Here is a 19101-nt window from a genome sequence, read left to right on the forward strand (position 1 = left end):
GGCCGGTCGCACCCCTGTTCCCAAGGGAGGACCGGCCCGTGACGCCGTCGTTATCCGGCCGACGCGGCCGCGGGCGCTTACGCGTCCTCGGCGAGCTCCAGCCAGCGCATCTCCAAGTCGTCGCGGTCGGCGAGGAGTTCGCGGAGCTCGGCGTCGAGCTTGGCGACCTTGTCGTAGTCGGTGGCGTGCTCGGCGATCTGGGCGTGCAGGTTGTTCTCGCGGTCGGACAGCTTGTTGAGCTGCCGCTCGATCTTCTGCAGTTCCTTCTTCGCGGCGCGCGCGTCCCCGGAGGCGGAGGTCTTCTCCTTGTCGGCGGCCGGGGCGGGCGCCGGGGAGGCCGCCTCGATCATCCGCTGCCGGCGTTCCAGGTATTCGTCCAGGCCGCGCGGCAGCATCCGCAGGGTGGCGTCGCCCAGCAGGGCCATCACCGTGTCGGTGGTCCGCTCGATGAAGAACCGGTCGTGGGAGATGACGATCATCGAGCCGGGCCAGCCGTCGAGGAGGTCCTCCAGCTGGGTGAGGGTCTCGATGTCGAGGTCGTTGGTGGGCTCGTCGAGGAAGAGCACGTTGGGCTCGTCCATGAGCAGCCGCAGGATCTGCAGCCGGCGCCGCTCACCGCCGGACAGGTCGCCGACGGGCGTCCACTGCTTCTCCTTGGTGAAGCCGAACTGCTCGCACAGCTGGCCCGCCGTCATCTCGCGGCCCTTGCCGAGGTCGACCCGGTCACGGACCCGCTGGACGGCCTCCAACACGCGGAGGGAGGGGTCGAGTTCCCCGACCTCCTGGGAGAGGTAGGCGAGCTTCACGGTCTTGCCGACGGTGATGGTGCCGGCGGCCGGCTGGGTCTCGCCCTGGGTGCGGGCGGCCTCGGCGAGGGCGCGCAGCAGGGAGGTCTTGCCGGCACCGTTGACGCCGACCAGGCCGATCCGGTCGCCGGGGCCGAGGTGCCAGGTGAGGTGCTTGAGCAGCAGCTTGGGTCCGGCCTGGACGGAGACGTTCTCCAGGTCGAACACGGTCCTGCCGAGGCGGGCGTTGGCGAACTTCATCAGCTCGGAGGTGTCGCGGGGCGGCGGCACGTCGGCGATGAGCTCGTTGGCGGCCTCGATGCGGAAGCGCGGCTTCGAGGTACGGGCGGGGGCGCCGCGGCGCAGCCACGCGAGCTCCTTGCGCATCAGGTTCTGCCGCTTGACCTCTTCGGTGGCGGCGATCCGCTCGCGCTCGGCGCGGGCGAACACGTAGTCGCTGTAGCCGCCCTCGTACTCGTGCACCTCGCCGCGCTGGACGTCCCACATGCGGGTGCAGACCTGGTCCAGGAACCAGCGGTCGTGGGTGACGCAGACGAGTGCGGAGCGGCGCTCCTGGAGGTGCTTGGCCAGCCAGGAGATGCCCTCGACGTCGAGGTGGTTGGTGGGCTCGTCGAGGACGAGGAGGTCCTGTTCGGCGATGAGCAGCTTGGCGAGCGCGATGCGGCGGCGCTCGCCGCCGGAGAGGGGGCCGATGACGGTGTCGAGGCCCTGTCCGAAGCCGGGCAGGTCGAGGCCGCCGAACAGGCCGGTCAGTACGTCGCGGATCTTGGCGTTGCCGGCCCACTCGTGGTCGGCCATGTCGCCGATGATCTCGTGCCGGATGGTGGCTGCCGGGTCGAGGGAGTCGTGCTGGGTGAGGATCCCGAGCCGGGCTCCGCCGGTGTGGGTGACCCGGCCGGTGTCGGGCTCCTCCAGCCGGGCGAGCATGCGGATGAGGGTGGTCTTGCCGTCGCCGTTGCGGCCGACGACACCGATCCGGTCCCCCTCGGACACGCCGAGGGAGATGCCGTCGAGCAGGGTGCGGGTGCCGTACACCTTGCTGACTGCCTCGACATTGACCAGATTGACGGCCATCAGACGCGCTCCAGGGAAAGGGAAGGATCAGCCCCTCAGCCTAACCTTCCCGCCGGGTCGTGAGCGCTCGACCAGCAGCCAGCCGCCGAGCACCATCCCGATGGCCACCGGGGCGCTGACGGGCACGGCGATCAGGACGGCGGTCCGGCCTTCGAGGAGCCCGCCGAGGCCGGTCGTGGACAGTCCGAGGACGCCCAGCAGGCACAGGACGATCCCGAGCGCGGCCAGCGGCCCGGAGCCGGGGGAGGGGCGGCCGGCGGCGGGTGCCTCGAACCGGCGGAACAGGGCGACGAGGGCGGCGGTGCCGAGGGCGGCGAGGACGAGCCGTACGGGGGCCTGGGCCCACCAGGCGGCGGTGGCGGGCTCGGGCAGGGCGAGGCCGACGGCGAGCTGGGCGGCGTACACGGCGAGCATGGCGGTGAGGTGCCAGAGGAAGGCGGTCATGGCGATGCCGTTGGCGGCGAGGACGGTACGCCACACCCGCGGGCGGGCCAGCCGGGCGGCGGCGGGCCGCCGGAGCAGCTCGACGGCTCCGGTGAGCCACAGGCCGTGGCAGAGCAGGGCGAAGGTGGGCGGGGCCATGTTGGAGACCTTCTCGCCGGGCATGCCGACCATGGAGAGCGGGTACGGCCCGAACCCGACGAGCAGCACGGCCCCGGCGAGCCCGGCGGCGGCGAGCGCCCCCGGCCGGGTGATCCTTCCGTCGGCCCGCAGGAAGCCGAGCTGGTGCACGGCGAGCCAGACGAAGGCGAAGTTCAGGAATTCCGCGTACGGGACCCCGGCACCGAACCGCAGCAGGTCCACGGCCCCGGCGGCTGCCACCAGGGCGCCGAAGGCCCCCCAGCCGTACCGCTCGTGCAGCTTCAGCAGCGGCGGGGTGAAGGCGACCATGGCGAGGTAGATCCCGATGAACCACAGCGGCTGGGTGACCAGCCTCAGCGCGGCCCCGGTGAGCCCGCTGCCGCCCCCGGCGAGCTGGATGCCGAGCGCGAGGACGGCCCAGACGAGGACGAACACCAGGGTGGGCCGCAGCAGCCGCTGCAGCCGGGCCCGCAGGAAGACGGCGTACACGGGGGTGCCGGGCTGCCGCCGGACCAGTGAGCGGTAGGACAGGGCGTGTGAGAACCCGCCGACGAAGAAGAAGACGGGCATGATCTGCAGCCCCCAGGTGAGCACCTGGAGTTCGGGCACCAGGGCGAGCAGGTTCCCTATCCGCCCGTCGGCGCTGACCGCGGCCATCAGCCAGTGCCCCAGCACCACGGTGCCGAGCGAGGCGACCCGCAGCAGATCGATGTACCGGTCCCGGCCGGCCGGTGTCGCGGCGGCCATCTCGGAGGCGCTGTATCCCATGCCCCCACGCTGCCGCGCGGCCGGGGCCCGGCGGCAGCGCTCGGATACTCAGCTGCGGCCTGAGTACCTACCGCTCGATGACGGTCGCTCCCGGGGCCGGGGAAGTGGCCGTGCGGGTGGTGCGGCAGGTGCCGGAGGCTTCGAGGGCGGCGGAGACCTTCAGGGCGGCTTCCGGGTCGCGGACCAGAAAGGCCGTGGTGGGGCCGGAGCCGGAGACCAGGGCGGCCAGGGCGCCCGCGCCGACGCCCGCGTCCAGGGTGGCGGCGAGCTGCGGGCGCAGCGACAGGGCGGCCGGCTGGAGGTCGTTGGCCAGGGTGGCGGCGAGGGCGTCCGGGTCGCCGGAGCGCAGGGCCGCCGGCAGGGCCGGGGAGGCCTCGGGGGCCGGGATGTCGCGGCCGGCGGTGAGCCGGTCGAACTCGCGGAACACGGCGGGGGTGGACAGGCCGCCGTCGGCGACCGCGAACACCCAGTGGAAGGTCCCGGCCTCGAGCGGGGTGAGGTGCTCGCCGCGGCCGGTGCCGAGGGCCGCGGACCCCACCAGGCTGAAGGGGACGTCGCTGCCGAGTTCGGCGCACAGGTCGAGGAGCTCGGCGCGCGGAGTGCCGAGGCCCCACAGGGTGTCGCAGGCCAGCAGCGCGCCCGCGCCGTCGGCGCTGCCGCCCGCCATGCCGCCGGCGACCGGGATGTTCTTGGCGATGTGGAGGTGGACGGCGGGGTCGATGCCGTGCCGGGCGGCGAGGATCTCGGCGGCGCGGGCCGCCAGGTTGGTGCGGTCCAGCGGGACCTGGTCGGCGTCCGGCCCTTCGCAGGTGATGCGCAGGCCGTCGGCCGGGGTGGCGGTCACCTCGTCGTAGAGGGAGACGGCGAGGAAGACGTTGGCCAGGTCGTGGAAGCCGTCGGGGCGGGCGGCACCCACCGCCAGCTGCACGTTGACCTTGGCTGGGACGCGTACGGTGATGCTCACAGGGCGGGCCTTTCCGCGACCGGCTTGTGCTCGGCGATCCGGGCGAACTCCTCGACCGTGAGTGCCTCTCCGCGGGCCTGCGGGGAGATCCCGGCGCCGACCAGGGCGGTCTCGGCGGCGGCCGGGGAGCCCGCCCAGCCGGCCAGGGCGGCCCGCAGGGTCTTGCGGCGCTGCGCGAAGGCCGCGTCGACCACCGCGAAGACCTCGGCCTTGGAGGCGGTGGTCTTGACCGGCTCGGTGCGGCGGACCAGGGACACCAGGCCCGAGTCGACGTTGGGGGCCGGCCAGAACACGTTGCGGCCGATCGCGCCGGCCCGCTTGACCTCGGCGTACCAGTTCGCCTTGACCGAGGGGACGCCGTACACCTTGTTGCCGGGCCGGGCGGCGAGCCGGTCGGCGACCTCCGCCTGGACCATGACCAGGGTGCGCTCGATGGTCGGGAAGCGGTCGAGCATGTGCAGCAGGACCGGCACCGCCACGTTGTACGGCAGGTTGGCGACCAGCGCGGTGGGCGCCGGGCCGGGCAGTTCCTGGACGTGCATGGCGTCGGAGTGGACGAGCGCGAAGCTGTCCTTCTTCTCCGGCAGCCGGGCTTCGATGGTGGCGGGCAGGGCGGCCGCCAGGATGTCGTCGATCTCGACGGCGGTGACGTGCGCGGCGGCCTCCAGCAGCGCGAGCGTCAGGGAGCCGAGGCCCGGCCCGACCTCGACGACCACGTCGTCGGGGCGGACCCCGGCGGTGCGCACGATGCGGCGCACGGTGTTGGCGTCGATGACGAAGTTCTGGCCCTTCTGCTTCGTCGGGCGTACGCCGAGCACCGCGGCCAGTTCGCGGATGTCGGCGGGCCCGAGGAGGGCGTCGTTGGCTTCGGGCGTCGCGGGGGGCTCAGTGGTGCTCACCGGTAAAGCCTACGGCCGCAGTGCGGCCACGGACTCGCCCCCCGCTGCACGTAGAGCTTCTTGGCCCGGTAGGTCTGCTCGGAGGCGCTCGCGTCCTGCGGTCGGCCGCTGCCGCCGAGGCCCTGCCAGGTGCGGACGTCGAACTGGTAGAGCCCCCCGTAGGTGCCGGACGGGTCGGTGGCGGCGGGCCGGCCGCCGGACTCGCAGCGGGCGAGGGCGCCCCAGTTGAGGCCGTCCGCTCCGTCGACGGAGCTCGGCAGCGGCCGGGTGCCGACCTTGATCAGGGCGGTGACGGGTTCCCTTACGGTCTCCTCGGCGATCCGGCGGGGCTTCTGCCGGACCCCGTTGACGGTCCGCAGCGCGAAGGTGACGCGGCGGGCGCCGGGGCGGCCGGCCCGTTCGACGACCTCGGTGCCGGCGAACAGGTCCGGGTCCTTGACCCTCTTCGTCTCGTACGGGATCTGCTCCTCGCGGACCTCGCGGGTGCCGGTGATCCGCAGCACGGTGACGGTCTGGCCGTCGCGCGGGAAGGAGCCGGGCGGCACCGAGGTGGTGTCCTGGCCGCCGAGGCCGATGCCGGCCTGGTCGAGGGCTTCCTGGACGGTGGCGGCGTTGGTGCGGATGGTGCGCTCGCGGCCGTCGGCCATGAAGGTCACGCTGCGTTCGGTGCGCACGTTGAGGGCGAGTCCGCTGCGCGGCACGGGGGCGGTGCGGGCTGCGGAGAGGTAGGCCCCTTCGACGCGTACGCCGAGCTGGCGCAGGGCGGCTTCCACGGTCCCGGCGGTGGTCCACACCTGGCGGTGCTCGCCGTCGAGGGTGAGGCGGAGGGGGCGGCCGTAGCGGACGACGATCTCGTCGCCGTCGTCGAGGTCGGCGGTGCGCGCCGGGGACACCAGGTCGTGGGCGCCGACGCCTACGCCTTCCCGGCGGAGCAGTTCGTCGACGTCGTCGGCGAAGGTGTGGAGGGTGCGGGGGACCCCGTCGACGGTGAGGCGGACGGATTTGTCGGCGGCGACGAAGGCGGAGGTGCCGCCGGCGAGGAAGGCGACGACCAGGGCCTGCGGGACGATCCGCCGCCAGCTGTCGCCGCCGGTGGCCCCGCGACGGGCCCGGGCCGCGGCCCGCCCGCCCGGGGCCGCGGGATCGGCGGCGGCCGGCACCGCGGCGGGGGCGGGCACGGGCGCCCCGGGGGCGGCGGCCCGTCCGCGGCCGCGCCGGCCGGTCGGCGCATCGGGCTTGCGGCGACGGCCGGTCCGCGGGCTGGGGACGGCGGGGGCCGGGTCGAGGGGGCCGGGGTCCTCCGCGCCCGCTGTCCCCGGGCTGCCGGCCGTCCCGGCGCCGGCGGTCGTTCCCGGGCCGCCGGCCGTCCCGGGGCCGCTGCCCGGGCCGGCGTACGGGCCGCTGACCGGGCCGGCGTCCGGCCCGGCGTACGGGTCGCCGTGCTGCGCCCGGCCCGGAGCTCCGTACGGATCCGCGTACGGGTCTGCGTACGGGCCCGCGTACGGGTCGGCATACGGATCTGCGTACGGATCCGGGTACAGCCCGGTGGCCGGGCCGGGGTGGGGACCCCGGTACGGGTCCGGGCCCCGGCCGCCCGTATCCGGGTACGGATCGGCGTACGTGTCCGCGTACGGCTGGGTATCGCTCACGACGCTTGCTCCACTGGTCCGGCCGGGCCTGGTTCGGGCACGGGAGACTAGCGGAGCAACGGTCACTCAGGAAAACCGTGTGGCTACACAGCGTGTCGGGTTCGCCGGGTCAGTAGTCGAAGGCGCGGGCGGTGTTGGCGGCCAGGGCCGTGGCCATGGCGTCCTCGTCGATCCCGCGGACCGCGGCCATGGCACGGACCGTGAGCGGAATCAGGTACGGCGCGTTGGGCCGTCCGCGGTACGGGGCCGGGGTGAGGTACGGGGCGTCCGTCTCGACGAGCACCAGCTCCAGCGGGGCCACGGCGAGGGCGTCGCGCAGCGGCTGGGCGTTCTTGAAGGTGACGGTCCCGGCGAAGGACAGGTAGTAGCCGGCGGCCGCGCACTCGCGGGCCATGTCCGCGTCCCCGGAGTAGCAGTGGAAGACGGTGCGCTCCGGAGCGCCCTCCTCGCGGAGGATGCGCAGGACGTCCGCGTGGGCCTCCCGGTCGTGGATCACCAGGGCCTTGCCCTGCCGTTTGGCGATCTCGATGTGGGCGCGGAAGGAACGCTCCTGCGCGGCCTTGCCCTCCGGGCCGGTCCGGAAGTAGTCCAGGCCGGTCTCGCCCACCGCCTTGACGTGCGGGAGTGCGGCCAGGCTCTCGATCTCGGCGAGCGCGTCGTCGAGGGCCGTGTCCCCGCCGCCGGGCCGGGCGCCCTGCCGCGACCAGCCGTCGGGGTCGCCGTGGACGATGCGGGGCGCTTCGTTCGGGTGAAGCGCGACCGCCGCGTGGACGTTCTCGTACGCGGCGGCGGTCTCGGCCGCCCAGCGGGAGCCCTTCACGTCGCAGCCGACCTGCACCACGGTGGTCACGCCGACCGACGCGGCCCTCGCGAGGCCCTCCTCGACGGTTCCGCGCTGCATGTCCAGGTGGGTGTGGGAATCGGCCACCGCGACCCGGAGCGGTTCGGGCAGCGGCGGCATCTCGTCACGGGCGTCACGGGCGTCGCGGGCATCGCGGGCGTCGCGTCCGTTGCGGGTGTTGCTGGGGCTCATACGGCCGATCTTATGACCGGCGCATGCGTTCGATGAGGCGGGCGAACCAGCCGGTCCGCACCTGGTCGACGGCCACCGGCCCCGGCGCGTCGTGCATCCGGGCCGCCCGTTGCCGCTTCGACTCGTGCGGCACGTTCGCCCCGGCGGGCACCGGTCCGGCGATCCCGGGGGCGATCCGGTGGTGGTAGAGCTCGTCGATCGTGCCGAGCACCGAGGAGACCTGCCCCTCCCGCATGATCCGGACCACGTGTCCGCCGCAGTTGTGGCAGGTGGGGTTCGACAGCGGTGACGGCACGCGTTCGCCGTCGACCGTGTAGACGATGAACGGCTCGCCCCGGCCGTCGGTGTGGTGCTCGATCTCGTACGACTGCTCCCAGCTGTACGCGCACCGCATGCACGCGAAGGAATACGCCTCGTGCACGGTCCGCACCGAGTGGATGTGCTCGGGCAGGGGGGCCGCCGGGGCGGGGGCCGTTGCCGCGACGGGGGGTTCGGCGATCTCACTCATGCCAGCTCCTCTTGTCCGCTGGTGTCCCTCACCAGTGGACGCCTCTCCGGCCGGGAGCGCATCAGGCCCTGTCGACTGTTGGACGGTCTTTGGGCGATTCATTCCCAAAGCGCCCGGCACGCGGTCTGAGCTTTGCTTTTCAGGTTAGCTCTTTACCGACTTACGGCACCTTTTGTGCCGCATTCTTTGCCGCGACCACCGCATCGAAGACCTCCCGCTTGGGCAGCCCGGCCTCGGCGGCGACGGCCGCGATGGCCTCCTTGCGCCGCTCCCCCGCCTCCTCGCGGACCCGGACCCGGCGCACCAGCTCCTCGGCGTCCACCTCGCCCGGCGCCGCCTCCGGGGCGCCCTCCACCACGACGGTGATCTCGCCGCGGACGCCCTCGGCGGCCCACTCGGCCAGCTCGCCGAGACCGCCGCGCCGGACCTCCTCGTACGTCTTGGTCAGCTCGCGGCAGACGGCCGCCCGCCGGTCCGCGCCGAACACCTCGGCCATGGCAGCCAGGGTGTCGTCGAGCCGGTGCGGGGCCTCGAAGTAGACGAGGGTGCGGCGCTCGCCCGCGACCTCGCGGAGCCGGCCGAGCCGCTCGCCGGCCTTGCGGGGCAGGAAGCCCTCGAAGCAGAACCGGTCCACGGGAAGCCCGGACAGGGCCAGCGCGGTCAGCACCGCGGACGGTCCGGGCACCGCCGTCACCTTGATGTCCCGCTCCACCGCGGCCGCGACCAGCCGGTATCCGGGGTCGGACACGGAGGGCATGCCGGCGTCGGTCACCAGCAGCACCCGGGCACCGCCCGCCAGCGCCTCGACGAGCTCGGGGGTGCGGGCCGCTTCGTTGCCCTCGAAGTAGGAGACCACCCGGCCGGTGGTGTGCACGCCCAGGCCCTGGGTCAGCCGGCGCAGCCGCCGGGTGTCCTCGGCGGCGACCACGTCGGCCTTGGCCAGCTCGGCGGCGAGCCGGGGCGGCGCGTCGGCGAGGTCGCCGATGGGGGTCCCGGCGAGGACGAGGACTCCGGTCCGGGGTCCGGTCTGGGCACCGGTGTGGGCACCGGTCTGGCTGGGCTGTGTCACGGTCACCCACCCATCCTCTCAGCCCGCGCCCCGAGCCTCCCCGCTGCTGGGGTTCACACAGAAGCGTTCCCTACGATGACCCGGTGACCAGTACCGCGACGCTCCCCGAGTCCCACGCGCCCAGCCCGCCCCGCCGGGACGACGTCCGCGCGCGCCTGGTGCCGCCGTACGCCAAGCCGTCCGCCCAGCTGTGGACGGCACTGGGGGTGCCGGCGGCCTCGGCCGGCGCGGTGGGCCGGGTGCTGGCCTGGGTGGGCCCGCTGCTGTTGGCGCTGGTCGCGGGGGTGCTCCGGTTCTGGAACCTGGGCAGCCCGAAGACGGTGATATTCGACGAGACGTACTACGCCAAGGACGCCTGGGCGACGATCCGGCAGGGCTACGAGGCGAGCTGGCCCAAGGACATCGACAAGTCGATCATCGCCAACCCGGACGGGGTGCCGCTGCCGCCGGACCCGGGGTACGTGGTCCACCCGCCGGTCGGCAAGTGGGTGATCGGCCTCGGGGAATGGCTGTTCGACTTCACTCCGTTCGGCTGGCGGTTCATGACGGCCGTGCTCGGCACCCTGTCGGTGCTGATGCTGTGCCGGATCGGGCGCCGGCTGTTCCGCTCCACCTTCCTGGGCTGCCTGGCGGGCGCCCTGCTCGCGGTCGACGGCCTGCACCTGGTGATGAGCCGCACCGCGCTGCTCGACCTGGTGCTGATGTTCTTCGTGCTGGCCGCCTTCGGCGCGCTGCTGATCGACCGGGACCGGGCGCGGGCCCGGCTGGCGGCCGCGCTGCCGGTGGACGAGGAGGGCCGCACCCGCCCGGACGCCGACATCGCCCACACCCTCCGGCTGGGCTGGCGCCCCTGGCGCATCGTGGCCGGGATCAGCCTCGGCCTGGCCTTCGGCACCAAGTGGAACGGCCTGGTCGTCCTCGCCTTCTTCGGCATCCTCACCGTGCTGTGGGACGCCTCGGCCCGCCGGGTCGCGGGCGCCGGCACCCCGTACACGGCGATGCTGCGCCGCGACGCCCTGCCCGCGTTCCTGTCCACCGTGCCCGTCGCGATCGGCGTCTACATCGCCTCCTGGACGGGCTGGATCCTCAGCCCGGACAACGGCAAGGGCGGCTACTTCCGGGACTGGTCGGCCAAGCAGGGCGGGGTGTCCTGGCTGCCGGACTGGCTGACCAGCCTGTGGCACTACGAGACCGAGGTCTACAAGTTCCACGTCGGCCTGACGGACGGCCACACCTACGAGTCGAACCCGTGGAGCTGGCTGGTCCTGGGCCGCCCGGTCTCCTACTTCTACGAGTCCCCCGCCCCCGGCACGGCCGGCTGCCCGGCCACCGAGACGGCCAAGTGCGCCCGCGAAGTGCTGGCCCTGGGCACCCCGCTGCTGTGGTGGACGGCCTGCTTCGCGCTGCTCTACGTGCTGTGGCGGTGGGCGTTCCGCCGCGACTGGCGCGCGGGCGCGATCGCCTGCGCGGTGGCCGCCGGCTTCCTGCCCTGGTTCAACTACCAGGAGCGGACCATCTTCTACTTCTACGCGGTGGTGTTCGTCCCCTACCTCTGCCTGGCGGTGGCGATGCTGGTGGGCGCCCTGCTGGGCCCGGCCGGGTCGAGCGAGCGGCGGCGCGCGCTGGGCGCGATCGGGGCGGGGGTCCTGGTCCTGCTGATCATCTGGAACTTCATCTACTTCTGGCCGATCTACACCGGCCAGTCCCTCCCGATGGAGTCCTGGCGCAACCGCATGTGGCTGGACACCTGGGTCTAGCAGCGCGCACACGGGCCCCGGCGTCGGATGACGTCGGGGCCTGTTGGTCGGTGTTGGTCGGTGTGGGTCGGTGTGGGTCGGTGTGGGTCGCCGGTGGCCGCCCCGGGCCGTCCCTGCACGGCCGGGGACGGCCGTGATTGGCTATGCCGTATGGCCAGGACACCGAAGGCAGTTCCGCCCTTCGACCCCGAACTCGACGTCGCGCTGGCGGCCTTGGGGAAGGGGCCGAGGGAGCCGGTCACCCCGGACAACCTCGAGGCCCGGCAGGAGCGGGATGCCGCGGCCCGGCCCCGGCCGACGGCCGAGGACCTGCGCGCCGACGGCCGGTTCGAGGTGACGGAGTTCTGCGTGCCGGGCCCGCCGGGCGGACCGGACGTCACGCTCGTGAGCGCCCGGCCGGCCGGGCTCGTCGGTCCGCTGCCTCTGCTGTACTACATGCACGGCGGCGCAATGATCATGGGCAACGCCTGGTCCGTGCTTCCGCGGATCCTTCGCGAGTGGGCCCTCCCGCTGGAACTGGCCGTCATCTCGGTCGAGTACCGGCTGGCGCCGCGGGCGCAGTACCCGGCACCACTGGAGGACTGCTACGCCGGACTCGTCTGGGCGGCCGCGCACGCGGCCGAACTGGACATCGACGCGGACCGCATCGTCATCGGGGGGAAGAGCGCCGGCGGCGGGCTCGCCGCGGCCCTCGCCCTGCTGGCCCGTGACCGCGGCGGTCCGGAGGGCCTGGGGCAACTGCTGCTGTGCCCGATGCTCGACGACCGCGGCAGCACCTTCTCCGGCCATCAGATGTCGGGCCTCGACGTATGGGACCTCACCTCCCACGCGACCGCGTGGCAGGCACTGCTGGGTGACCGATACGGGGCCGCGGATCTGCCGCCCTACGCGGCCCCCGCCCGCGCCACGGACCTTTCCGGGCTCCCCCCGGCCTATGTCGACGTCGGATCGGCCGACATGCTGCGCGACGAGGGCGTGGCCTACGCGAACGCGATCTGGCAGGCCGGCGGCCAGGCCGAACTGCACGTATGGCCCGGTGCGTACCACGGGTTCGACAGCCTGGCACCGCGGGCGGCCCTCAGCCAGGACGCGCGCAACGCCCGTACCCGCTGGCTCCAGCGCCTCCTCGCGCAGTCCGGCACCAGGACTCTTCAGCGGGGTCTGGGACCGGATTCGTCTGGACACCCGGCCCCAACTGGTTGAACATGTTCAGACTGTGGTGACTCCTGGGGAGGGGACTGTTGTGAACGGGGCGGCCAAGGGGGCCATCGTCGGCGGGGTGTTCCTGGCGATGCTGGGAGGTGCCGGATACGGCGCGTACGCGCTGATCGGGGACGAGTCCGGGACGGGCGGAGGCGGCGGCGACCGGCCGCCCGCGGTCGGCAGCGGGCCGCCCAGCGCGAAGGAGGTCGAGCGGACCGCCAAGGACTTCCTGGCCGCCTGGGCGGCCGGCGACGAGCGGGCGGCGGCCGATCTCACCAACAACGCGCAGGCGGCCCAGCCCGCCGTGGCCGAGTTCAAAGCCAAGGCGTACGTGTCCAAGGCGGTCATCACCCCCGGCCCGCCGACCGGGGCCACGGTCCCGTTCACCGTGGCCGCGGAGATCACCTACGAGGGCACCACCAAGCCCCTGGCCTACGCGTCCAAGCTGACCGTGGTGCGCGGGGTGACCACCGGGAAGGCGCTGGTGGACTGGCAGCCCTCGGTGCTCCACCCGCAGCTGCAGAAGGACGAGAAGCTGCGCGCCGGCACCCCCGCGGCCCCGCCGGTCACGGCGGCGGACCGGAACGGCAAGGAGCTCAGCCCGGAGAAGTACCCCTCGCTGCGACCGGTCCTGGACCAGCTGCGCAAAACGTACGGGGAGAAGGCCGGCGGCGTCTCCGGCGCGGAACTGTGGATCGAGCCGGCGCAACAGGATGCACCCCGGCGGACCCTGCTCACCCTGGTCGAGGGCAAGCCGGGGACGATCCGGACCCGGCTGGACGCGGGCGTGCAGGCCGCGGCCGAGCAGGCCGTCAAGAAGTACCCGGAGTCCTCGGTGGTCGCGATCAAGCCGAGCACCGGCGACATCCTGGCGGTCGCGAACAACCGCACGGACGGCTTCAACGCGGCCATGCAGGGGACCCGGGCGCCCGGCTCGACGATGAAGATCGCGACGGCGGCGATGCTGCTGGACAAGGGGCTGGTCGCGGCGGACAAGGTGGCGCCGTGCGCGCCGGTCGCCACCTGGGAGGGCAAGCCCTTCCGCAACCTGGACGGCTTCAAGCTGGACAACCAGACCTTCGCCACCAGCTTCGCGAAGTCCTGCAACACCGCCTTCATCGGGCAGATCGACGACGTGGACGACAACGGGGCACTGCCGCGGGAGGTGCGGGAGGTCTTCGGCATCGGCCTGGACAACTGGAAGACGGGCATCGCGTCCTGGGACGGCATGGTCCCGGAGGCCTCGGGGCCGGAGGCGGCCGCGCAGTACATCGGCCAGGGGCAGATCCGGATGAACCCGCTGAACATCGCGTCGATCACGGCGACGGCGAAGACCGGGGTCTTCCGGCAGCCGCTGATCGTGCCGGCCGAGCTGGACGGCCGGGAGATCGCGAAGTCGGAGCGCCGGATGAAGCCGGCGGTGCAGCAGCAGCTGGTCAAGATGCTCCGCCAGACGGCGACCAGCGGCACCGCGCAGAAGACGATGGCCTCGGTCGGCGGCGACAAGGGCGCGAAGACCGGCTCGGCGGAGGTCGACGGGGCGGGCAGCCCGGACAGCTGGTTCACCGGGTACTCCGGCGATGTCGCGGCGGCGGCCATGGTCGAAGCCGGCGGCCACGGCGGCGACGCGGCGGGCCCCCTGGTAGCCCAGGTCCTCCGCGCCGGCTGACCCCGCCAACTCCACCCCGCCGGCCCCCTCCAGCCCCCTCCAGCCCCCTCCAGCCCCCTCCAGCCCCGCCGGAGGAACTCCCGCTCCCGCTGGGGAAGTTCCATCCCCGCCGGGCAGTTCCAGCCTCGCCGGCGTTTGAGGCGCGGGGGTCCGGGGGCCGGCCCCCGGCAACGGCGCCGCACCGCACCACCGGCAGAGCCGAATCCAGCCCCGCCGGCGTTTGAGGCGCGGGGGTCCGGGGGCAGGCCCCCGGCAACGGCGCCGCACCCGGACCCGTACCCATTGCGAAGCCGGGGTGGGGGTGGGGGCCGCTGCGCGGAGCTGTTCCCCTACCCGCCCCTTCCCGAACTGGGGCTCCGCCCCAGACCCCGGTCCTCGAACGCCGGACGGGCTGGATGCTCGCCGGGCAGGCGAGTTGCCGGGGCGCGGGGGCCCGGGGGGCAGCCCCGCAACGGGGTCGCACCCGGCGGGCCCGGCGCCGCGATCAGGTGGCGAGGGATGCGCGCAGCGCCCGGACCAGCGCCTGGGCCCGCGGATCCGCCGTCACCGACTTCGCCAACGCGTTGGTGACGTACCCGAAGCCCACCCCGGCCTCCGGATCCGCGAAGGCCAGTGATCCGCCCCGCCCCGGGTGGCCGAAGGAGGCCGGGGACAGCAGCGGGGTGGCCGGCCCGTGCAGCATGTAGCCGGGCCCGAAGCGGGTGTTGACGACCAGGACCCGGTCGGGCCCGGCCGACAGTTCCGTGCCGGCCTGCGCGGTGACCGCCGGAGTGAAGATCCGCGCCCCGTCCTCGACCACCCCGATCGTCGCCGCGTAGAAGCGGGCGAGCCCTCGCGCCGTACCGATCCCGGCCGTGCCCGGCAGTTCCGCCGCCCGCCAGGCCGGGTCGTTCTCGTCGGGCAGCGGCGAGATCGCCGCGAAGGCCCGCCGGGTCAGCGAGTCGGGGTCGGCGTAAGCCTCCGAAACGTTCCTGCGCGGCCGGACCTTCAGCGTGCCCGCCGACTCCGGCGGCTCCACCGGCGCCACCCGGCCCACCCGGTGCGCCTCCGCCTCCGGCAGGCCGATCCAGAAGTCCAGTCCGAGCGGCTCCGCGATCTCCTCGGCGAACCAGGTTCCGAGCGAGCGGCCGGTCACCCGCAGCACCAGCTCGGACAACAGCCAGCTGTACGTCTGGGCGTGGTAGCCGTGCGCGGTGCCGGGCTCCCAGGAGGCCTGCTGTTCGGCGACCGCGCGCGGCCCCGCCGTGCCGTCCACGGCCTCCGCCGGGGTCAGCGGCCGGTCCAGGGCCGGTACGCCCGCGCGGTGCGAGAGCAGGTCCCGGACCAGGGTGCGCTCCTTGCCGCCGGCCTTGAATTCCGGCCAGTACGCGGCGACGGGCGCGGCGAGGTCGAGCAGACCGCGCTGGTGCAGGAGCAGCGGGACGGCGGCGGCGACCCCCTTGGTGGCCGAGCGGACGACGACCGCGGTGTCCTCGGCCCAGGGCGCGGACGGCCCGGCTCCGGCGGACGGCCCGGCTCCGGCGGACGGCCCGGTTCCGGCCCCGCCGTCGGCGTCCGCGGTGCCGCCCCACAGGTCCACGACCTTGCGGCCGTCCCGGTACACGGCGACCGCCGCACCCCGGTCCCCGAGCACCTCGAAGTTCCGCGCGAACGCGTCCCTCACGGGCTCGAAGCCCTCCGCCACCACACCCTGGATGTTCACGTTGTCCACGGGCGGTCCAACACGCGGCGGGCCTCGGTTATGCCACGGCCACCGAGCGGGGGTCGAAGCCGAAGGGCAGTTCCAGGCGGTGCGCCCGCATCAGGTCCTCGTCGCACAGCAGGTCCTGGGTGCGGCCGTCCGCGGCGATAACGCCCTCGCTGAGGATCACCGAGCGCGGGCAGAGCTCCAGCGCGTACGGCAGGTCGTGGGTGACCATGAGCACGGTCACGTCCAGGGAGCGCAGGATCTCGGCGAGCTCCCGCCGGGAGGCCGGGTCGAGGTTGGACGAGGGCTCGTCGAGGACGAGGATCTCCGGCTCCATCGCCAGGACGGTCGCGACGGCCACCCGGCGGCGCTGGCCGAAGGACAGGTGGTGCGGGGGCCGGTCGGCGAAGGCGGCCATGCCGACCTGTTCGAGGGCGGTGCGGACCCGGGTCTCCAGTTCGGCGCCGCGCAGGCCGGCCGCGGCCGGGCCGAAGGCCACGTCCTCGCGGACGGTCGGCATGAAGAGCTGGTCGTCCGGGTCCTGGAAGACGATGCCGACCCGCCGCCTGATCTCGGCGAAGTTCCGCTTCTCGACGGGCAGGCCGGCCACCGTCACGGAGCCGACGCCGCCGCCGAGGATGCCGTTGAGGTGCAGGACGAGGGTGGTCTTGCCGGCGCCGTTGGGGCCGAGCAGGGCGACCCGCTCGCCGCGTCCGACGGTCAGGTTCACCCCGAAGAGGGCCTGGTGCCCGTCGGGGTATGCGAAGGCGAGGCCGGAGACCTCCAGCGACGGCGCATCAGGCACGGCAGGCACGGCAGGCACGGCAGGCACAGCGGGCACGGCAGGCACAGCGGGCACAACAGGCACAGCGGGTACGTCAGGTACATCGGGTACAGCGGTCACAGCATCCAACCCATCAGACAGACGGCAAGCGCCGCCACCGGAAGCACGGCCGCGTACGCCCACTGCGCGCGGGTCGCCGCCACCTCGTCGATCACCGGCATGGAACCGGCGTACCCCCGGCTGACCATCGCCAGGTAGACCCGCTCGCCGCGCTCGTACGAGCGGATGAACAGGGCTCCGGCCGTCTTGGCCAGCACGCCCCAGTGGCGGATCCCGCGCGCCTCGAAGCCTCGCGAGCGGCGGGCGATGGACATCCGGCGCAGTTCGCCGGTGATGACGTCCCCGTAGCGGATCATGAAGGAGGCGATCTGGACCAGCAGGGGCGGCAGTTTGAGCCTCTGCAGTCCGAGCAGCAGGGCCCGCAGTTCGGTCGTCGAGGCGAGCAGCACCGACGCGGCCACCCCGAGCGTGCCCTTGGCCAGCACGTTCCAGGCGCCCCACAGCCCGGAGACGGACAGGGACAGGCCGAGTACGTCGACCCGCTCGCCCTCGGCGACGAAGGGCATCAGCACGGCGAACGCGACGAACGGGATCTCGATCAGCAGCCGACGGAGCAGGAAGCCGGCCGGGACGCGGGCGGCCGCGGCGACGCCGGCGAGCAGGACGGCGTACGCACCGAAGGCCCACACCGCTTCGCGCGGTGTGGACACGACGGCCAGGACGAAGGCGAAGGTGGCGGCGAGCTTGCAGTGCGGCGGCAGCCCGTGCACGGGCGAGTGCCCGTGCCGGTAGAGCTTGTGGGCGTGCCCCACTGCCATGTCAGACCGCCGCGCGCTCTGCGCCGGCCGACGGCTGCTCGGCGGCGGCCGCGGCGCGGCGGTTGCGCGCCACCCAGAAGATGCCGGTGCCGACGGCGACGGTGGACCCGACGCCGATGACGCCTGCGAGGCCGCCGGACAGCCGCTCGTTGTCGACGTTCTTGACGCCGTAGTCGGCGAGCGGGGAGTCGGCGGTGGCGTGCTCGTACTCGCGCTCTCCCTCGGGCTTCTCCTCGTCCTCCTTCACCTTGGCGTCGACGCCCTTGTCGGCGGCGACCTTCTCCAGGCCGTCCGGGCTGGCGGAGGCGTAGAAGGAGACGAAGCCGGCCAGGACGAGGGCGGTGACCAGGCCGGTGGCCCACAGCTTGCGGGTGGAGCGGGCGGGGCCTGCGGCAGCCGGGGCCGGAGCCGCCGGGGCGTCGACCAGCTCGCCGTCGACGCGCAGCTTGAGCGGGGCGGCAAGGCCGCGCGCGCCGTGCACCAGGTCCGGGCGTACGGCCAGCACGGCGCCGACGGTCGCGGCGGTGATCGCGGCTTCGCCGAGGCCGATCAGCACGTGCACGCCGACCATGGCGGTGAGCACCTTGCCGACGGGCACCTCGGTGGTGCCGCCGACTGCGTAGAGCAGGGTGAAGGCCGCGGCGGAGGCGGGCACGGAGACCAGTGCGCCGGTGAAGGCGGCGGCGGTGACGGTGGCGCGGGTGCGGGGCAGCACGGCGAGCAGGCCGCGGAAGATCGCGTAGGCGACGACCACGGTGACCACGCCCATGACGGTGATGTTCACGCCGAGGGCGGTCAGGCCGCCGTCGGCGAACAGGATGCCCTGCATGAGGAGGACCACGGAGACGCAGAGCACGCCGGTGTAGGGGCCGACGAGCATGGCGGCGAGTGCGCCGCCGAGGAGGTGGCCGCTGGTGCCGGCGGCGACCGGGAAGTTGAGCATCTGGACGGCGAAGATGAAGGCGGCGACCAGGCCGGCGAGCGGCGCGGTGCGCTCGTCGAGTTCCCGGCGGGCGCCGCGGAGGCTGACGGCCACGGCACCGACTGCGGCGACGCCTGCGGCTACCGAGACGGGTGCATTGATGAATCCGTCGGGTACATGCATGGTGTCCGCTCCGCCTTCTCCAACTTCACACGGTCTTTAACTGTCCCAGGATGTAGCCACCTGCAAACGATTGGCAATAGCGGGCCGGTCACAAAACCGGGAGCGCGGTCTCGTGGGATTGTGCGAGGCTGGAGAGCAATACGGACTGATTTATTCCGCTTTATGACGCGAGGAGCCGGTCGATGTCTGCCACCACCGCCGCCGTCGAAGAGCGGGTGCGCGCCCGTGTGATCACCGACGACCCGCTCTACCGGCCCATCCCCGTGGCCCTGCGGTTCACCCCCACCGAGCCCCTCGCCGTACGGATCGTCTTCCCCGCGGGCCTGTCCCCGGAGGGCACCGAGAACGAATGGGTCTTCCCCCGCGCCCTGCTGGAGGCCGGCCTGCAGGCCCCCTCGGGCAGCGGCGACGTACGGATCTGGCCCTGCGGGCGGGTGCAGGCGGTGGTCGAGTTCCACTCGCCGGAAGGGGTCGCGGTGGTGCAGTTCGACATCGCGGCCCTGCGCCGCTTCCTGCGCCGTACGTACGAGCCCGTCACCCGGTAGACGGAACGGGCACGGACGAAAACGGCACGGACAAAGGGCCCGGCCCCCGCACCTGAGCTCAGGTGCGGGGGCCGGGCCTTAGTCATGCCTGCCTGTCATGCCTGACGGTCAGGCCTGACGG

General features: G+C 73.6%; 16 protein-coding genes. 4 read left to right on the forward strand and 12 right to left on the reverse strand.

Going from position 1 to position 19101, the window contains the following annotated elements; translation table 11 throughout:
• Positions 1 to 77: 77 nt before the first annotated feature.
• The 8 genes from AB0447_RS12690 to rsmI all read right to left on the reverse strand — a co-directional run bounded on the left by AB0447_RS12690 (position 78) and on the right by rsmI (position 9352).
• Entirely contained in the window at positions 78 to 1880 is a 1803-nt protein-coding gene (locus tag AB0447_RS12690; RefSeq protein ID WP_366476611.1) for an ABC-F family ATP-binding cassette domain-containing protein, read from the reverse strand.
• Positions 1881 to 1907: 27 nt separating this feature from the next.
• On the reverse strand, positions 1908 to 3230 hold the full coding sequence (locus AB0447_RS12695; protein ID WP_366476612.1) for an acyltransferase family protein: 1323 nt from the start codon (positions 3228 to 3230) through the stop codon (positions 1908 to 1910).
• Between the two features lie 67 nt (positions 3231 to 3297).
• A complete protein-coding gene (locus AB0447_RS12700; RefSeq protein ID WP_366476613.1) occupies positions 3298 to 4194 on the reverse strand; it encodes a 4-(cytidine 5'-diphospho)-2-C-methyl-D-erythritol kinase in 897 nt (298 codons plus the stop codon).
• A complete protein-coding gene (gene rsmA, locus AB0447_RS12705; RefSeq protein WP_366476614.1) occupies positions 4191 to 5093 on the reverse strand; it encodes a 16S rRNA (adenine(1518)-N(6)/adenine(1519)-N(6))-dimethyltransferase RsmA in 903 nt (300 codons plus the stop codon). Before rsmA ends, AB0447_RS12700 begins: the two co-directional genes overlap by 4 nt.
• Complete coding sequence (locus tag AB0447_RS12710) at positions 5090 to 6742, reverse strand: ubiquitin-like domain-containing protein (protein ID WP_366476615.1); 1653 nt, start codon at positions 6740 to 6742, stop codon at positions 5090 to 5092. Before AB0447_RS12710 ends, rsmA begins: the two co-directional genes overlap by 4 nt.
• A gap of 109 nt (positions 6743 to 6851) precedes the next feature.
• Positions 6852 to 7703 (reverse strand): TatD family hydrolase, encoded by an 852-nt coding sequence (locus tag AB0447_RS12715; RefSeq protein ID WP_366476761.1) that lies wholly within the window; start codon positions 7701 to 7703, stop codon positions 6852 to 6854.
• Between the two features lie 82 nt (positions 7704 to 7785).
• Positions 7786 to 8169: a hypothetical protein gene (locus AB0447_RS12720; protein ID WP_366476762.1), complete on the reverse strand. Its 384-nt coding sequence runs from the start codon at positions 8167 to 8169 to the stop codon at positions 7786 to 7788.
• A gap of 274 nt (positions 8170 to 8443) precedes the next feature.
• Positions 8444 to 9352, reverse strand: a complete 909-nt coding sequence (rsmI, locus tag AB0447_RS12725) for a 16S rRNA (cytidine(1402)-2'-O)-methyltransferase (RefSeq protein WP_366476763.1) — start codon at positions 9350 to 9352, stop codon at positions 8444 to 8446.
• An 83-nt stretch (positions 9353 to 9435) separates the two neighbouring features.
• Here rsmI and AB0447_RS12730 point away from each other — a divergent pair, with 83 nt between their 5' ends.
• The 3 genes from AB0447_RS12730 (at position 9436) to AB0447_RS12740 (ending at position 13981) form a co-directional block, all read left to right on the forward strand.
• Complete coding sequence (locus tag AB0447_RS12730) at positions 9436 to 11109, forward strand: phospholipid carrier-dependent glycosyltransferase (protein WP_366476616.1); 1674 nt, start codon at positions 9436 to 9438, stop codon at positions 11107 to 11109.
• A 150-nt stretch (positions 11110 to 11259) separates the two neighbouring features.
• Positions 11260 to 12312, forward strand: coding sequence for an alpha/beta hydrolase (locus tag AB0447_RS12735; protein WP_366476617.1), 1053 nt, complete (start codon positions 11260 to 11262; stop codon positions 12310 to 12312).
• Positions 12313 to 12352: 40 nt separating this feature from the next.
• Positions 12353 to 13981, forward strand: coding sequence for a penicillin-binding transpeptidase domain-containing protein (locus AB0447_RS12740; protein WP_366476618.1), 1629 nt, complete (start codon positions 12353 to 12355; stop codon positions 13979 to 13981).
• Between the two features lie 484 nt (positions 13982 to 14465).
• Here AB0447_RS12740 and AB0447_RS12745 read toward each other — a convergent pair whose 3' ends face one another.
• The 4 genes from AB0447_RS12745 to AB0447_RS12760 all read right to left on the reverse strand — a co-directional run bounded on the left by AB0447_RS12745 (position 14466) and on the right by AB0447_RS12760 (position 18435).
• On the reverse strand, positions 14466 to 15683 hold the full coding sequence (locus AB0447_RS12745; protein WP_366476764.1) for a serine hydrolase domain-containing protein: 1218 nt from the start codon (positions 15681 to 15683) through the stop codon (positions 14466 to 14468).
• 37 nt (positions 15684 to 15720) lie between these two features.
• Positions 15721 to 16473 carry an ABC transporter ATP-binding protein gene (locus AB0447_RS12750; RefSeq protein ID WP_366476619.1) on the reverse strand — a complete coding sequence of 251 codons (753 nt, stop codon included), beginning with the start codon at positions 16471 to 16473 and terminating at the stop codon, positions 15721 to 15723.
• Between the two features lie 95 nt (positions 16474 to 16568).
• Complete coding sequence (cbiQ, locus tag AB0447_RS12755) at positions 16569 to 17330, reverse strand: cobalt ECF transporter T component CbiQ (RefSeq protein WP_366476620.1); 762 nt, start codon at positions 17328 to 17330, stop codon at positions 16569 to 16571.
• Position 17331: 1 nt separating this feature from the next.
• Entirely contained in the window at positions 17332 to 18435 is a 1104-nt protein-coding gene (locus tag AB0447_RS12760; protein WP_366476621.1) for an energy-coupling factor ABC transporter permease, read from the reverse strand.
• A gap of 182 nt (positions 18436 to 18617) precedes the next feature.
• On the opposite strand from AB0447_RS12760, the gene AB0447_RS12765 reads away from it, so the two are divergent.
• The gene (locus tag AB0447_RS12765) at positions 18618 to 18980 is read left to right on the forward strand and encodes an SsgA family sporulation/cell division regulator (RefSeq protein ID WP_366476622.1); all 363 of its coding nucleotides are present in this window, start codon (positions 18618 to 18620) and stop codon (positions 18978 to 18980) included.
• Positions 18981 to 19101 lie beyond the last annotated feature (121 nt).

It is taken from the genome of Streptomyces sp. NPDC051211 (assembly GCF_040689505.1).
Taxonomy (GTDB): Bacteria; Actinomycetota; Actinomycetes; order Streptomycetales; family Streptomycetaceae; genus Streptomyces.

Coding starts and splice junctions, on each gene's coding strand:
- AB0447_RS12695 (WP_366476612.1), bottom strand. CDS start 3,230: ATGGGATACAGCGCCTCCGAGATGGCCGCCGCGACACCGGCCGGCCGG.
- cbiQ (WP_366476620.1), bottom strand. CDS start 17,330: ATGGCAGTGGGGCACGCCCACAAGCTCTACCGGCACGGGCACTCGCCC.
- AB0447_RS12735 (WP_366476617.1), top strand. CDS start 11,260: ATGGCCAGGACACCGAAGGCAGTTCCGCCCTTCGACCCCGAACTCGAC.
- AB0447_RS12760 (WP_366476621.1), bottom strand. CDS start 18,435: ATGCATGTACCCGACGGATTCATCAATGCACCCGTCTCGGTAGCCGCA.
- AB0447_RS12765 (WP_366476622.1), top strand. CDS start 18,618: ATGTCTGCCACCACCGCCGCCGTCGAAGAGCGGGTGCGCGCCCGTGTG.
- AB0447_RS12715 (WP_366476761.1), bottom strand. CDS start 7,703: ATGCCGCCGCTGCCCGAACCGCTCCGGGTCGCGGTGGCCGATTCCCAC.
- AB0447_RS12690 (WP_366476611.1), bottom strand. CDS start 1,880: ATGGCCGTCAATCTGGTCAATGTCGAGGCAGTCAGCAAGGTGTACGGC.
- AB0447_RS12720 (WP_366476762.1), bottom strand. CDS start 8,169: ATGCGGTGCGCGTACAGCTGGGAGCAGTCGTACGAGATCGAGCACCAC.